Source organism: Nocardia sp. NBC_01503 (genome assembly GCF_036327755.1).
Lineage (GTDB): Bacteria > Actinomycetota > Actinomycetes > Mycobacteriales > Mycobacteriaceae > Nocardia.
This window is the reverse complement of record NZ_CP109596.1, coordinates 46,584-60,234: the sequence shown is the minus strand read 5'-3', so window position 1 is coordinate 60,234 and position 13,651 is coordinate 46,584. Positions and strand designations below refer to the sequence as shown.

Genomic DNA, 13,651 nt, shown 5'->3' with positions numbered 1-13,651 from the left:
ATCAGAGCGCGCCGCTCCAGAAACCGCCATGATCCAGAGCTTCGATCGTGGCGGCTCTGCGCGAGGCCATCGCGAATGGGACGTTCGCCGAAGGAGACAAGCTGCCCAGCATCGCCGATCTCCAACATCGTTGGGGCCCAGCGGAATCCAAACGGACTTCCCGATCGTTCTGCCGGTACTCGATGTGTTCTTCCCGGTTGCCCTTATCGGTGTTTTCGCTGTCAGTGGGTGTGGTGAGGACAAGTTTGGTGCGTCCGCTGCTGCCCTGCTCGCTGTCGTAGGGCAGTCGCAGGCAGCCGCACAGGACGTCGATGCATTGCTGACGGCGCAGCCCGGAGGACTCGTCGGCGGTGCCGGCCATGGCGTAGACCCCGGCGATACGGACCGCGACGTCGGCGGCGCCGAGCTGGGCAGCCGCGGCACCGAAGCGCTCGACGAACCGGCCCTGCTCGATATCGCGCTGGCGCCGGTAGGCGATCACCAACGCGACCCCACCACCGACACCAGCCACGACGGTCAACGCGATCCGGGTGACATCGATCTGAGCCGCGGGCTTGGTCGTATCGACCGGGGTGATCCAGCACAGGAACTCGTAGGCGGCGAACGCGATGACCAGGCCACCACACAGCGCGAGGAAGACCGCGAAGAAAAGACCGATCCGCTTGACGAAGCGACCAATCGCCTTGTTGCACTTTCCCACCCACACGAGCACCACTCGATTGTGCTCGCAACCCTGGCCTACCGTTCGCGATTAGCCGGCACGCTGCCCCGGGTTGATGAACGAGCTTCCGAGCACCACTTCCTGCGGAGCCACAGGATGCCGGGATCGAGGCCCACCATGTATGCCAACCATCGTTTTCCGAACGCTGACTCATCCCGCATCAGCGAATCGGCGCGGCCGGAACAGTAAGCGGCACGGGATGGCCTCGCACCACCGAGCCGGGCCGTCGTGGTTCTCTTCGTGATACCTGCGCTGCGCATCGGTCACCGGATCCTGCAGCAGTCCCAAGGATTCACTTCGGCTGTAGTCGAGTGGTGAGGAGTGTGGGGGTTCCGTCACCAACGGAGCACTCGGGCGAGCACAGCGCAGTGCGGAACTGGTTGGGCTGTCGCGAGACTGGCGGAGAGTACCTGGTCGGACCGTCACTCGCTCTCGTTCCGGGCACGCAGATCGTGCTCGTAGACAGAGCGAAGATGGGCAGGGAACTCCACGGTCGGGAAGGCATCGACCCAGCGTTTGAATGCGATCAGGTCCAGAAGGTCGCGGGCGATGCGCTGGGCTATCGGTGAGTTATCGAGTTCGGCGGTCACGTGCACCATCGGTGTTCGTCCGGGTTCGCTGCTGAAGCTGTGTTCTACCTGGGTCACTATCAGCGCCAGGTTCCGTCCGCGTGGTCCGTCGAAGTTCAGCAAGTCGCCGGTTCGGGGCACCATCGGCCCATTCACGACCAGTTGCAGGGCCAGATCATCGCGGTCTTCGTCAGGGAGCGGCGGGATAGGTACGTATACCGCGTATCGTGCCGCCGTCGATGCGGTGCTGATGGCTCCGGGATCGGACTTGGGCATCTCCGTCATATAGTGATCTTGGCCGCGAGACTCCCACTGCCGCAGTAAGACTCACCGGTAAGGCATCCAAAAGTTCGATGGCCGCTGAATCCCGAGGAGATCGAACAAACCGAAGTCCACCAGGGTGATTGTCTGGACAGGCCGGATCGGGATCCCCTGTGACGGTGGGGAACGCCGCGCAACTGCAACCGCGCTCATCGTCCCCGTCAATCGTCGGGGAGGCCGAACGCGAGTTGAGATGGTGTTGTGTGCCCGGATATGGCTGACGCGGGTGCGATGTTACGGAGTCGCAGGCAGGTATTTGGCGAGTGCGGTCGCGATGCGCGTGGCGAAAGCGCACGGATCGTCCGGTCGGTAGTTCTGATTGGTTACTTGAAAGACGACATCGGAGTTCTTCGTCTTCAGCTGTGCGGAGCACATGAACGGGTGGCTATTGCCTTGGATGTGGTAGGTATGGCCGCTGTATGGTGCGGCTGTGAAGTCGGTGATGTCCTCGGCACCGGTCCGCCAGTCGGTGAATTGGTTTTTCGTTCTGTATTGCACGTCGACGGAGTAGCCGGTTTGCGTGTTCGCCCAGGTGCATCGCATACCGGGGGTCTGTCCGCCGGGTAGTGCTTTGTAGTCGAGTCCGAGGTCCTGCATGGCGGATTCGGGGAAGGCCGAGCAGGGGTCCCATTTGGGTGCTTCACCGGTGGAAGTGTCACTGCTGCGACCGCATCCGGTGCCGAACAAGCCGACAGCCAGGGCGGCCACCAGGACTAGCGCGGCGTTGACCAGTTGTCGGGCGCTCATCCGGTCACGGCCATTTGTCGGCCGTCGAGGGTGCTGCCCCGCGAAGGACTGAGACGAACAGCGGGCTTCCCGGTTGGACGAGTGAGCCACCGAAGACGATGTCATTGATCGTTTGGTTCCCTACGGTCGAGTTGGTGACGTAGTCGGTGATTTGGTCACGCGAGAGGCCGTGTTGTTCGAGGATGTCTGGGATGGCTGTGGTGTCGGCATCTTTCACCTGGTCGAAGGGTTTGAGTCCGCTGCTGTCGGTCAGATTATTCGGTAGCGTGCTCGTGTCGATCCGGCCGGCATCCACCAAGCCTTGCAGCATCACGTAGCGCTGGGACGCGAGGACCCGTTCGTGCACGCTGACCGAGCTGAGGTCGACGGATTTGCCGCCGGGCATTTCGGCGTTGAGCACGGGATAGGAGAGCTGCGGTTTGTCGCTGAGAGTGTTGACCGTCGGGTCTTTGAGGAATGCCTCGATGGAGCTCACGGCCGGCATGATGAGCTTTTGCCGGGCAGTGCATCGGTGACGGCGCCGACTCCGGCATTGAAGAATTCCTTGGCCGACATGTAGCCGGCACCGAGCACTTCCTTGCTGTGGGTGGCGGCGGAGGTGGCGTCGTAGCCGTGCAAGCCTGTGTTGGCGGCGATACCGCCTTCGATGAGCCCATGCAGGCGGCCCGAGTACAGGGCGAGGTCCTGTCCGCCTTCTCCGCGTGCGAACTCCTGGTCGAACTCGTACGCCTGGGCGATCGCGGCGCCGTTGAGGATTGCCGCAGATTTTTGGTCGTTGTCCATGAGCGTGAACACACGTGTCGACTCGACGGGGTCGAGGTTGCCGAATCCGTGTGTGCCAAGTAGGTTTTCGGGGACATCGACCATATTCCCGACGTACGGCGACAGGGCTTGGGCGACGTAGCGCATCGAGGGGCTGTTGTCTTTGAACAGTGAATCGAAGTTGCCGACACCGCCGGGCGATTTGGTGGAGGAGATGACATCGGCCAGGGCGCGGGCGGATTTGCCGGCGCGGGTTGCGTCCTCGAGATTGTCCGAGTGCGCATCGGTGGAGATGTAGTCGAGCATTTTGTGCATCGGTGAGTTCTCGACCCCGCCCGGCCAATCGTGCTCGAGCAAGGCCACGACCGCGGAGTCCCGGTGATAGCCCGAGCCGAGCTGTTCGGGGGTGCCGTCGCCGGTGAGGATGACGGTGGTGGCGTCGGTGTTGCGGGAGGCGACATCGACGACATTGCTGATGGTGTTGTTGATCGAAGATGGGTCGGTCGGGAGGGCGCGCGTTTGTCCTGGGTCGGTGAGGACCTCGGATAGGAACGCGCCCTGGCGATATAGCTCGGTGGAAAGTTTGGTGCCGGGGGTGTATCCGGTGTCCGCGAGGTCCAGGGCGCTGGTGAGGGCGTTGAGGTTCTTGTAGTGATCCAGACCGGCGCGATACTGGTCGAGGCCTTTGGGGTTCTCGTACGTGTTGCTGTTGGCATCAGCTAGATAGCCGGGGGTGCCGGGTTGATGCACCCCCGGGTTTTCCTCGACGCGATTGGAGATGATATCTGTAGTGCCGGAAGGTTCTCTGACAGTGGCCCCAAAGTAGGATTGGGGTTCATTGAACGGAGTTGTTGTGGCACGGAAGAATTCGCGGTATTCGCCGGAGTTTCGGGAGGCGGCTGCCAAAGAAGTGGTTGACCGATCCCGCACGGTAGCCGAGGTTGCCCGCGAGTTGGGGCTGATCGAGCAGACCTTGAACAATTGGGTGAAGAACTACCGGCAGACCCATGTGGTGACCGAACCCGAATTATCGGTGCCTGATCGGGCCCGGCTGGCCGAACTCGAACGCCGGGTGCGGGAGTTGGAGGCGGAGAACGAGTTCCTGGGAAAATCGGCGGCCTTCTTCGCGAAGAGATTCCGGTGACCGCGAAGTACGCGTTCATCGAATCCGAAGAAGGAAATTACCCGATCTCCCGGATGTGTGCGTGGTCGAAGGTGTCCAGGTCCGGCTATTACGACTGGAAGAGCAGGCCGGTCTCGGCGACCACCGTGCGGCGGGAAATCCTGTCCGCCGAGGTGCGATTCGCGTTCGACCATTCCGACGGTACCTACGGGTATCGCAGAATCCACGCCCAACTCGCGCGTTGGGGCACCCTCGCCGACCCGGAGACGGTGCGGTCGATCATGCGTGAGCTGGGCCTGGTGTCCTGTCAGCCTCGCCCGTTCCGGCCGATCACGACCCTTGCCGGCGACGCCGAGACATTGCCGGACCTGGTGCGGCGCGACTTCACCGCCGACCGCCCCGGCGTCAAGCTGGTCGGCGACATCACCTACATCCGCACCGCGCAAGGGTGGCTCTATCTGGCGACGGTGCTGGATTGTTTCTCCAAGAAAGTGATCGGCTACGCGATGGCCGAGCATATGCGCACCGAGCTCGTCACCGACGCTCTGCGAATGGCCTCGCGTACTGTCGAATTCGTGCCCGGGATCACGGTGTTCCATTCCGACCGCGGCACCCAGTACCTCTCCGCGGAGTTCGCCGCTGCCGCACGGGAATTGAACCTCGCCCGGTCGGTCGGACGGACCGGTGTCTGTTACGACAATGCCTGGGCCGAATCATTCAACGGGACCTTGAAGAACGAGCGTGTCCATCGCACGAATTACCCGACCAGGGAACACGCGAAACAGGACATCACCCGCTATATCGAGTTGCGCTACAACCAGATTCGGCTGCATTCAGCGATTGGCTACCGCACACCGAACGAGGTAGAGTCCGAATGGTTCGAACAGAACCAGGCAGCCTGATAAACCAAAACCCCACTGTCCGAAATCCTTCCGGCCCCTCAATCGCGGTAGGACTGCGGTAGTTGCTCGTACCCGCCGGTGGTCTGCTTTCCGTCCGCTTTGATGCCTTTGACGTTCTCGTTCGACAACACCATGACCGAGTTCGCCAGTTCGCGGGCGTGGGTTTCCCCGTTTGGGCCTTGTGTGCGTAGTTGCTCGCTGAGGCGGGAAAACCCTTCCGGGCCTGCGGCGTCGAGGAGCTTCTGGGTGAACTCGAGTGTGGAGGCGGGGACGTCGACGGGTTCTCCGGCCTTGATCCGTGCCAGGTCGTCTGCAGAGAGGCCGGTCTTGTCGAGTACCTGATCGATCTGTGTCAGGACGTCCGCGGGAATCTGGTCGGAGTTCTTCACCTTGGTGCCGAGGTCTTGTCCCGAGGCGGCGGTGACGGGTACGGGTGCGGCACCGTTCGCGCCACCCGGGAGTTCAGCGAATGCGGCGGTTACGCCGTCGGCGAGCACTTGCGCGGTTGTTCCGGCCTCGTCTAGCCACCAGCGCAGTGACGTGGCGTAATCGTCGGCTTTGCGTTGCAGTGCTGCTAGTTTTACTGCCGCGTTGTCGCGGTCCGATAAGGCGTTTGCGATTTGCGATAGGGAAAGGACGACGCTGCCGTCCTCGGCGACCAGGTATCCCTCCGCGGTAATCGTGCTTTTCGATTGAGCGATTATCGACTGTGCGGTTTGCAGACCCTCTAGTCGGCCGACGACCACGGCACCGGCGGCGGTGAGCGCATTTGCGATCTTGTAGCCCTCGTCGCGCACCGTCAGACTCTTGCTGCGGACGGCGTTGCCGAACTTGCCCACGATGTAGTCCGCCGATTTGTCGGCATCGTTGTACACCGCATCGAGCTGGGTGGTGACTTTTCCCGACTGCTCAGTCCAGTAGCGGCCCTGTGCTTCGAGGGTGTCGAGTTTCCAGCTGATGACCTGCGACACCGTGGGAATCGGTGTACCACTCATCGAGGGCCGGCCTGGGTGATCTTGACAGCGCTTGTGCGGTCCTGGGTTTCGATTTCGGACAGTCCGGTGTCGGTGCTGACCGCGATCACCCGGACCTTCTCGGTGGTCGATCCTATTGCGGTGGTGGCACTTTGGCCGCCGCTCACGCAGGCCGCCTCCACACCGGTGCCCGCCACCGCGCCCGCGATGCTGAGTACCTTGTCGTCCGCGCGGATCGTGGTCAGGGTATCGGCGCTGGTATTGATCGATGTTATGAGACTGCGGGTGCGTTCGGGGTCGACATAGATTTCGTCGTTACTCACCGCTGATCCCCCCTATGGGTCAGTGTCGATCGGCTATCGGTGCGGAACTTTACGGGAAATCAAGATCGTGCGGAGGTCGGGTTCGGGTCAATCCGCGGCAATCGGGGATCTCGGCCGCCATGGATCGTCACCCTCGTCCCAGCTTTCCGCAGGTCTGGTCGAGTGCGGTAAGGGTCGTTCTGGCGCGTCACCGATCTGCTCGACCACACTCGCTATGCGCGGGTCGCCACTGACTTCCTGAACAAGCTCCGCGACCTGCTGCTGTGCTTGCTCGCGTGCACGATTGATCAAATCCGCGATCAGTTGTCCGACCCGGCTGACGTCGGTGACAACATCGCTGTCGATGGCCACCGCCCGGACATGGCCGTTCGCATAGACATCGACATACACTCCGTCAGCCTGCATGGACGCCCGGTTATTGCTCAACGCATCGGCGAGGCGGTCCATTTTTGTCGCCAACGACTCTGTGTATCCCGAAGGTACTGACGCGTGTGAAGTCACTGGCCCCTCCTGCACGATCGTGTACACCGAACTCCTGCGGTCTCCTGACCCTGCCACAACAAAGGACGACGCTGCCAGATTGATCATGGCCACACCTTTATGAGCACCGTCGAGACCGCTGCTGGAGCAGTGGTTGGCGTTCGCTGCTCGCCCTGCGGGGATGTATAGCGAGGCCCATGGGTGGAGCGCGCCGGCTACGGCCGGATGGCGTTCCGCCCGTTGATCTTCGGAGGAGTCGCGTTGACCCGACCCTCCATATTGGCGCGATGCGCGGCGTATGCGATTGTGTTCGTGGGGGCTTTGGTCGTACGCCGAGGCGAAATAGACACCCGGACAGTCGATTTAGCGGGGGTATGGCAGAGCGGTGGCCGAGACGCGATCGGACAGGGGCGGCCTGATTGTCGGCGGCATCATCATGCTTTTGCTGGGTGCGGGCCTATTGTTCGTCTGCTACAGCGTGATCCACGAGACCGGCCAGTGCGCGGGCGAGACCATGCGCGCCGGTGACAGCTGCCAACACACCAAACGTAGCGGCGCCGGCTACACCAACGACGCGGACGAGGAGAAAGCCGCGAACCACAGCACCGCATGGTGGACCGGAGGCATGGGCGGGGTACTTCTACTCGGCGGCGGTGCCGCGGTGTTCTCCGCCCTGAGCCCACGAACCGTATCCGTACCCGCCGCGGCGCAGAGTTCCACGCGAACATCGGTCCACCCACCGCAACCCACGCCCTCAGCCCGGTATGTCGACCACACAGAGGCCCTCAGCGCGCTGGCGCGTGGTGAGGTGCTGACCTTCGGGGAACTCAGTCTCGACACCAGTCAGCTCAAGACCTCCAAGGGTGTGCTGGCCTGGCCGCAGATCAAACAGGTAAAGCTCGACGGCAGTGGCAGGTACATCGCCATCTTCAGGCACGGCAAAGTACTGCCGATCATGATCCCGCTGGTCACCGTCCCCAACAGCGCATTGGTGGTAACCCTGGCAGAGCAGCTGCGTCTCGGCTTATGAATCGCACAGGTGTCTGCGTGCCGTACCCACTGAGGGTGTTTCGGTCGCATCGCGATGTATGGGAGCGGAGGTCGGCGGCGATCGAAAGTGAATGCGAAATGCCGCCATGAGTCGAGTATATGCAGGTCAAGAAGTGTGCTCCCCGCAGGCGCGGGGATGAGCCCCTCGGATGCGGCCAAGAGCGAGGCGTACAGCGGTGCTCCCCGCAGGCGCGGGGATGAGCCCCTCGCAGGGTTTCCCGCGACCGGTGCCACCGGGTGCTCCCCGCAGGCGCGGGGATGAGCCCAGCTTCACCAGGTCGTCGAACGCAGGCGTGGCGTGCTCCCCGCAGGCGCGGGGATGAGCCCAGCGTCGGGCACGTCTACGCATCGATCCCAGTGTGCTCCCCGCAGGCGCGGGGATGAGCCCAGGCGCAGCAGGTGGGCTTCGGCGGCGTCGAAGTGCTCCCCGCAGGCGCGGGGATGAGCCCCTCTACCCTCATGATCCGGCAATCCAGCAGGAGTGCTCCCCGCAGGCGCGGGGATGAGCCCATGAGGTGGCCTGGACGACGGTGACCGACGTGGTGCTCCCCGCAGGCGCGGGGATGAGCCCAGGTCGCCGGTCAGCGGCGCACCTTGCAGCGGGTGCTCCCCGCAGGCGCGGGGATGAGCCCTGGGCAGGAACCCGTTCGAGCCGTTGATCGATGTGCTCCCCGCAGGCGCGGGGATGAGCCCACCGATACCAGATCGGTTGTGACATCACCGATGTGCTCCCCGCAGGCGCGGGGATGAGCCCAACTGGGATTCGAATGCCAAGGTGGGCAAGCGGTGCTCCCCGCATACACGGGGATGGGCCGTCTGCACGGTGGGGTTTGACCAGGCGGCCCGTTCTTGTCTGAAACTATCCGTTCTCAATGTGGAGCAAGCTCAAGACCTCCAAGGGTGTGCTGGCCTGGCCGCAGATCAAACAGGTAAAGCTCGACGGCAGTGGCAGGTACATCGCCATCTTCAGGCACGGCAAAGTACTGCCGATCATGATCCCGCTGGTCACCGTCCCCAACAGCGCATTGGTGGTAACCCTGGCAGAGCAGCTGCGTCTCGGCTTATGAATCGCACAGGTGTCTGCGTGCCGTACCCACTGAGGGTGTTTCGGTCGCATCGCGATGTATGGGAGCGGAGGTCGGCGGCGATCGAAAGTGAATGCGAAATGCCGCCATGAGTCGAGTATATGCAGGTCAAGAAGTGTGCTCCCCGCAGGCGCGGGGGTGAGCCCAAAAGGATTCCGCTCGGCCCGCCCAGAATCGAGTGCTCCCCGCAGGCGCGGGGGTGAGCCCAAAAGGATTCCGCTCGGCCCGCCCAGAATCGAGTGCTCCCCGCAGGCGCGGGGGTGAGCCCACCTGGAACAATTTCCGGACCCGCGGCAACACGTGCTCCCCGCAGGCGCGGGGGTGAGCCCGGGTAGCAGGGGCGGGCGGTCGGGGAAATCGTGTGCTCCATTGACACCGCAGGCGCTCGAGGAATCCACGTTTCCGCGAGCGAGTCTTTCTTGCTCCCCACCGCGTGCGGGGATGAGCCCACGGTGGCCAGGGTCGGGTCCTGGCCGATCGCGTGCTCCCCGCCTGCGCGGGGATGAGCTCACGAATCCCACGCGCAGACTGGAACTTCATTGCGGGCGGGCATTGGTTGGAAGTTGCGGAGTCGCTCTGTCCGGTACCAAGGCGATCGCCGAGGCCGATAAGTCAATGCGCTCAAGGAGTTTCGCTCAAGCACGTCGATGCAGCGGTACAGTGTGATCTCGGGTCGCAGGTCTGCTCGCTCGGTAGAGGTGGAGGGGTGTAGATGTTAGAGACAGTGCCGCAGATTGTCGCCGAAGCGTTGGCGGTCGGGGCGGTTGCCGGTATGCAGGATTCGGCCAAAACTGCTGTGGTAGAGGCATATCAACGGCTTAAGGGGCTGGTTTCCGGCCGTTATGGGCAGGTCGATGTGACGCCGGTGGAGCGGCGGCCTGACTCGCAGCATCGTCGTGATGAGTTCGCCGAGGATCTGCAGGCTGCAGGCGGGGGTCAGGACACGGACTTGCTGGCGGCTGCTCAAGCGCTTATTGCCGCGGTCCGTGCCCATGAGGCGGCCGCCGGTGCGGCGGTGGGTGTTGATCTGGAGCGGGTGGAGGCTGCCGCGCTCCGAATTCGGAACGTCGACGCTGCTGGTACTGGAGTCCGGGGAATAGGTCTCCGCGTTGATGGGCCGATCGAGATCGACTCGATCCGTGCGGGGAGCCACGAACGGCAGCACCCTCCGTCGGCGAGTCGGTAGTCCCCACTCCGGCCGCCTCTCCCGCTTCGGGATCGGGGGCGAATGTCATTCTGGCCGACGTATGGGCGGGGCGCGATATCATAATCGCTCTGAGCGAGTCGGTGGTCGCGCAGGAGCCCGCGCGGTTGCGGACGATTCCGGGAACTCAGTTCTTCGGTGACGTTTCTGACGTACCAGCGGGATACGTGGTCCGAGCCAAGCTCTTGCATAAGGTCCGCGCCGACATATTGGACTGTGCGACTGTGGGTTTGGTTGGAATGGGTGGTGCTGGCAAGACCACCCTCGCCGCAGCGATCGCGCAGGATCCGGTGATCCACGCCGCGTTTCCCGATGGCATTGCTTGGGTGAACGCGGTCCGGGATGTGCCGCCTACTCGACTACAGGAGCTCCTCGCTGAAAAGCTGATCGGCAAGGCGGTTCCGTTCGCCACTGTTGACGAGGGCAAGGACCGGCTTGCCGAGATACTGGCTGACAGAGCTGTCTTGCTGGTGGTCGATGACGTGTGGGATATCGGGGTTTTGCGGGCTCTCCACGTCCCTTCTCGCAGCGCTTTGTTGTTCACAACGCGTCATCAAGGAATTGTGCGTGCCGATGGTGCCCGAGGTCATGAGGTTGACGAGCTGTCGCTCGATGATGCTCGAAATCTGTTGAGCCACTGGACAGCAACGGTCGTCGACGAGCTTCCGCCGGTCGCGGATGAGCTGTGTCTCAAGGTGGGGAACCTGGCGCTGGGTGTGGCGTTGGTCGGCGGAATGATTGGTGCCCGGCGCGGCCCGCAGCGATGGAGCGAGGTTCTGAACCTGCTCGAGCAAGCCGATGTTGAGGTGATTGCGGACGCCTTCGGGCCGGGTGGCTACGAGCATCGGAGCGTGCTGGCGTCCATCACTCTCAGCATCGACGATCTGTCATCGACAGATCAGCAGCGGTATTGCGAACTTGCTGTGTTTGCTGGGCGCGGAAGCATTCCGCTCGATGCCGTGAACGCACTGTGGACATCAGCGGGCGAGTCCGACCAGTTTGTTGTGCAGCTTTTGCCTCGACTCGTCGATCGATGCTTGGTGCAGGAAAATCGCGGACTGTACACGCTGCACGACCTCGAATTCGACGTTGCTGCTTACTATTTGGCCACCAGTCCAGGCGGTGTTGCCGCCGCGCACGGTCAACTGGTGGACGGTTATCGAGGACGAGTCGAGCAGACCGCGGACTTTGAGGGCGCCACGGACAGCGGGTTCGCGTGGGAAGTCGGGCCGGACGATGGTTACCTGCTGCAGAATCTCGCCTACCACCTTGTACACGCCACTCGTCACGGCGAACTCCGCGATCTGCTCACGCGGTTCGCATGGATGGAGCGCAAGCTGGCAACGGGCGGTATCGGCGATCTGTTGGCCGACTACTCGTACCAGCAGCCACGCGTTCCACTCCTCGAATCGGTCCACGGCGCTCTCCAGCTCTCTGCACATGTGTTGGCCGACGCGCCGAACCTGCTGGCTGGCCAGCTCACGGGACGCCTACTTGGAAATTCAGAACTCCAGATCGTCGCTCTCGTTCGAAGCGCATGTCCTTCCGACGGGAATCAATGGTTGTGTCCACGTACTCCTGGCGGCCTGACCCAACCAGGCGGCCCCCTGGAGCTTGTCATGCAGGGGCATACCGAATCCATTGCCGCGGTGGCGATCTCGGCTGACGGTCGATATATCGTTTCCGGAGGTAGTGACAGGTCTGTGCGCGTCTGGGAAGGCTCGACCGGGCGGCTGGCAACCACCATCGATGCGCACAGCGAGGTCGTCAGCGCGGTGGCTATCTCGCCGGACGGAGGCCGCGTCGTATCCGGCAGTTTCGACGGGTCTGTCCGGGTGTGGAACCGCGCCAGTGGGCGCCTTGAACGCTCGCTACCGGTGAACTCCGGATATGTCTATGCGGTGGCAATTACTGCCGATCACCAGAACATCGTGGTCGGCAGTGGTGACAGCAAGGTCGGGGTGTGGAGTAGGGCCGAAGCCCAACTCGTGCTGCGGCTGTCGGACCATGCGAGACACGTCAAAGCTGTTGCGTCTTCAGAAGACTGTCGGTACGTCGTGTCCGGTGGTTACGACCGGACGGTGCGTGTCTGGGAGTTGGCAGGAGGCGGGCTCAAACACAAACTGGCAGGCCATACTCGGGATGTCGAGGCGGTGGCGATCTCAGCTGATGGCCGGTACGTCGTTTCTGGAGGTCGCGATCACAGCGTTCTGGCGTGGGATCTCAACGACGTGCCTCGAGAATGTCTTGTGGGTCGCCATGCTCGTTCGGTTCGCGCTGTCGCTATTTCAGCGGACGGGAAGCGTGTGGTCTCCGCCGGTGATGATCAGGTCGTTCGGGTTTGGAGTACGGTCGGCGGTCATTTGGAGTTCGAGCTGCCAGGCCACAATGACTGCGTAAACGCTGTCGCGATCACTCCCGACGGCCGTCGGATTGTGACCGGGGGGCGTGACGGGACAGTGCGGCTGTGGGATGTGGCCGACGCCAGAGCAGTCCGCATGGGGGGGAAGTCAGGACCTGTCACCGCGGCGGTGCTGGCTGACCACGATCGGCTTGTCCTCTATGGTGGCCACGACCGCTCCATCGGGGCGTGGAGTCCGCACGGTGGGAAGGTGGAACATCCTCTCGAGGGTTCGGTCGGAGTAGTCGAAGCGCTAGCTCTCAGCCCCGACGACAAACACCTCATCACCGCCAGCTATGAAGAGCCGGTGAGTATTTGGGAGCTGTCATCGGGAAAGCGGCTGCGCCCCTTGCCAGTTCCAGGCTCCACATACGCTGTGGCCGTAACCGGCGACGGGAAACAAGTCATTACCGGTGGTGGTGACCGAACCGTGCGAGTGTGGGATCTCAGGAGCGGCAAGCATATCCGCGACCTGGGTAGCCACGCTGGTGAGATCTACACTCTGGCAACCACTTCCGATAGACGGCGTGTCATTACAGCTGGCTACGAGGGGGTCCTTCGGGTATTCGCTCTCACCTCTGGCGCGCTGGAATGCGAATTGTCCGGTCATGACGGCAGAATCAATTCTGCCGCTGTGTCATTCGACGGTCGGTATGCCGTCACCGGGGGCCATGATTGCACGGTGCGGGTGTGGGACTTGGAACATGGGCGGCACATGATCACTCTCGATGGTCACACAGACCGCGTCCGGACGGTCGCGGTAACTGCGGACGCGCGCCATGTCGTATCCGGTAGCGACGATCGGACAGTGCGGGTGTGGGAACTGAGCAGCGGTCGGCAAGTGGCGCACTGGGTCACCGATACAACGGCAGTCACCGTGGTGAGGACATGCTCGGACGACCCGACCATGATGGTCTACGGCGACAAGAGCGGTCGACTGGTCGTACTGCAGCTCCGCGGCCCGCACTCTATGTCGTGAAAACCGCTCC

The 13,651-nt window shown here is 62.8% G+C and carries 13 protein-coding genes and 1 CRISPR repeat array; of the genes, 4 read left to right on the top strand and 9 right to left on the bottom strand.

Annotation, left to right across the window (positions count from 1 at the left end; translation table 11 throughout):
* Position 1: 1 nt before the first annotated feature.
* From OHB26_RS00280 to OHB26_RS00260, 5 genes are all read right to left on the bottom strand, one after another.
* Positions 2 to 712, bottom strand: a complete 711-nt coding sequence (locus OHB26_RS00280; protein ID WP_330182235.1) for a hypothetical protein — start codon at positions 710 to 712, stop codon at positions 2 to 4.
* Between the two features lie 431 nt (positions 713 to 1,143).
* Entirely contained in the window at positions 1,144 to 1,575 is a 432-nt protein-coding gene (locus tag OHB26_RS00275; protein WP_330182234.1) for a hypothetical protein, read from the bottom strand.
* Positions 1,576 to 1,845: 270 nt separating this feature from the next.
* Positions 1,846 to 2,358, bottom strand: coding sequence for a DUF3558 family protein (locus OHB26_RS00270; protein ID WP_330182233.1), 513 nt, complete (start codon positions 2,356 to 2,358; stop codon positions 1,846 to 1,848).
* 4 nt (positions 2,359 to 2,362) lie between these two features.
* Positions 2,363 to 2,833 carry a hypothetical protein gene (locus OHB26_RS00265; RefSeq protein WP_330182232.1) on the bottom strand — a complete coding sequence of 157 codons (471 nt, stop codon included), beginning with the start codon at positions 2,831 to 2,833 and terminating at the stop codon, positions 2,363 to 2,365.
* Positions 2,830 to 4,026, bottom strand: a complete 1,197-nt coding sequence (locus OHB26_RS00260; RefSeq protein WP_330182231.1) for a TPR repeat region-containing protein — start codon at positions 4,024 to 4,026, stop codon at positions 2,830 to 2,832. Before OHB26_RS00260 ends, OHB26_RS00265 begins: the two co-directional genes overlap by 4 nt.
* Between OHB26_RS00260 and OHB26_RS00255 the strand changes: the two genes are divergently transcribed.
* Positions 3,974 to 5,145 (top strand): IS3 family transposase gene (locus tag OHB26_RS00255; protein ID WP_442942818.1). Its coding sequence is split into 2 segments (ribosomal slippage): positions 3,974 to 4,226 and positions 4,226 to 5,145, totalling 1,173 coding nucleotides; the frame shifts between segments, so codons are not numbered across the junction. The two genes, OHB26_RS00260 and OHB26_RS00255, sit on opposite strands and share 53 nt — an antisense overlap.
* A gap of 38 nt (positions 5,146 to 5,183) precedes the next feature.
* On the opposite strand, the gene OHB26_RS00250 is transcribed toward OHB26_RS00255, so the two are convergent.
* The 3 genes from OHB26_RS00250 to OHB26_RS00240 form a co-directional block, all read right to left on the bottom strand.
* The gene (locus OHB26_RS00250; RefSeq protein WP_330182229.1) at positions 5,184 to 6,116 is read right to left on the bottom strand and encodes a TPR repeat region-containing protein; all 933 of its coding nucleotides are present in this window, start codon (positions 6,114 to 6,116) and stop codon (positions 5,184 to 5,186) included.
* Between the two features lie 20 nt (positions 6,117 to 6,136).
* Complete coding sequence (locus OHB26_RS00245; RefSeq protein WP_330182228.1) at positions 6,137 to 6,442, bottom strand: hypothetical protein; 306 nt, start codon at positions 6,440 to 6,442, stop codon at positions 6,137 to 6,139.
* 87 nt (positions 6,443 to 6,529) lie between these two features.
* The gene (locus OHB26_RS00240; RefSeq protein ID WP_330182227.1) at positions 6,530 to 7,030 is read right to left on the bottom strand and encodes a YbaB/EbfC family nucleoid-associated protein; all 501 of its coding nucleotides are present in this window, start codon (positions 7,028 to 7,030) and stop codon (positions 6,530 to 6,532) included.
* Between the two features lie 277 nt (positions 7,031 to 7,307).
* Between OHB26_RS00240 and OHB26_RS00235 the strand changes: the two genes are divergently transcribed.
* Entirely contained in the window at positions 7,308 to 7,952 is a 645-nt protein-coding gene (locus OHB26_RS00235; RefSeq protein ID WP_330182226.1) for a DUF6585 family protein, read from the top strand.
* Between the two features lie 135 nt (positions 7,953 to 8,087).
* Positions 8,088 to 8,787: a CRISPR direct-repeat array (repeat unit 29 nt; unit sequence GTGCTCCCCGCAGGCGCGGGGATGAGCCC).
* A gap of 57 nt (positions 8,788 to 8,844) precedes the next feature.
* Positions 8,845 to 9,039 (top strand): hypothetical protein, encoded by a 195-nt coding sequence (locus tag OHB26_RS00230; protein WP_330182225.1) that lies wholly within the window; start codon positions 8,845 to 8,847, stop codon positions 9,037 to 9,039.
* A gap of 733 nt (positions 9,040 to 9,772) precedes the next feature.
* Here the strand turns inward: OHB26_RS00230 and OHB26_RS00225 are convergent.
* The gene (locus tag OHB26_RS00225) at positions 9,773 to 10,210 is read right to left on the bottom strand and encodes a hypothetical protein (RefSeq protein WP_330182224.1); all 438 of its coding nucleotides are present in this window, start codon (positions 10,208 to 10,210) and stop codon (positions 9,773 to 9,775) included.
* A 275-nt stretch (positions 10,211 to 10,485) separates the two neighbouring features.
* Here OHB26_RS00225 and OHB26_RS00220 point away from each other — a divergent pair, with 275 nt between their 5' ends.
* Positions 10,486 to 13,641, top strand: a complete 3,156-nt coding sequence (locus OHB26_RS00220; protein ID WP_330182223.1) for an NB-ARC domain-containing protein — start codon at positions 10,486 to 10,488, stop codon at positions 13,639 to 13,641.
* Positions 13,642 to 13,651: the final 10 nt, after the last annotated feature.

What these genes read in the sequence shown, in the direction of transcription:
- OHB26_RS00275 (WP_330182234.1), bottom strand. Translation starts at nt 1,575, where the DNA reads ATGACGGAGATGCCCAAGTCCGATCCCGGAGCCATCAGCACCGCATCG.
- OHB26_RS00270 (WP_330182233.1), bottom strand. Translation starts at nt 2,358, where the DNA reads ATGAGCGCCCGACAACTGGTCAACGCCGCGCTAGTCCTGGTGGCCGCC.
- OHB26_RS00240 (WP_330182227.1), bottom strand. Translation starts at nt 7,030, where the DNA reads ATGATCAATCTGGCAGCGTCGTCCTTTGTTGTGGCAGGGTCAGGAGAC.
- OHB26_RS00230 (WP_330182225.1), top strand. Translation starts at nt 8,845, where the DNA reads ATGTGGAGCAAGCTCAAGACCTCCAAGGGTGTGCTGGCCTGGCCGCAG.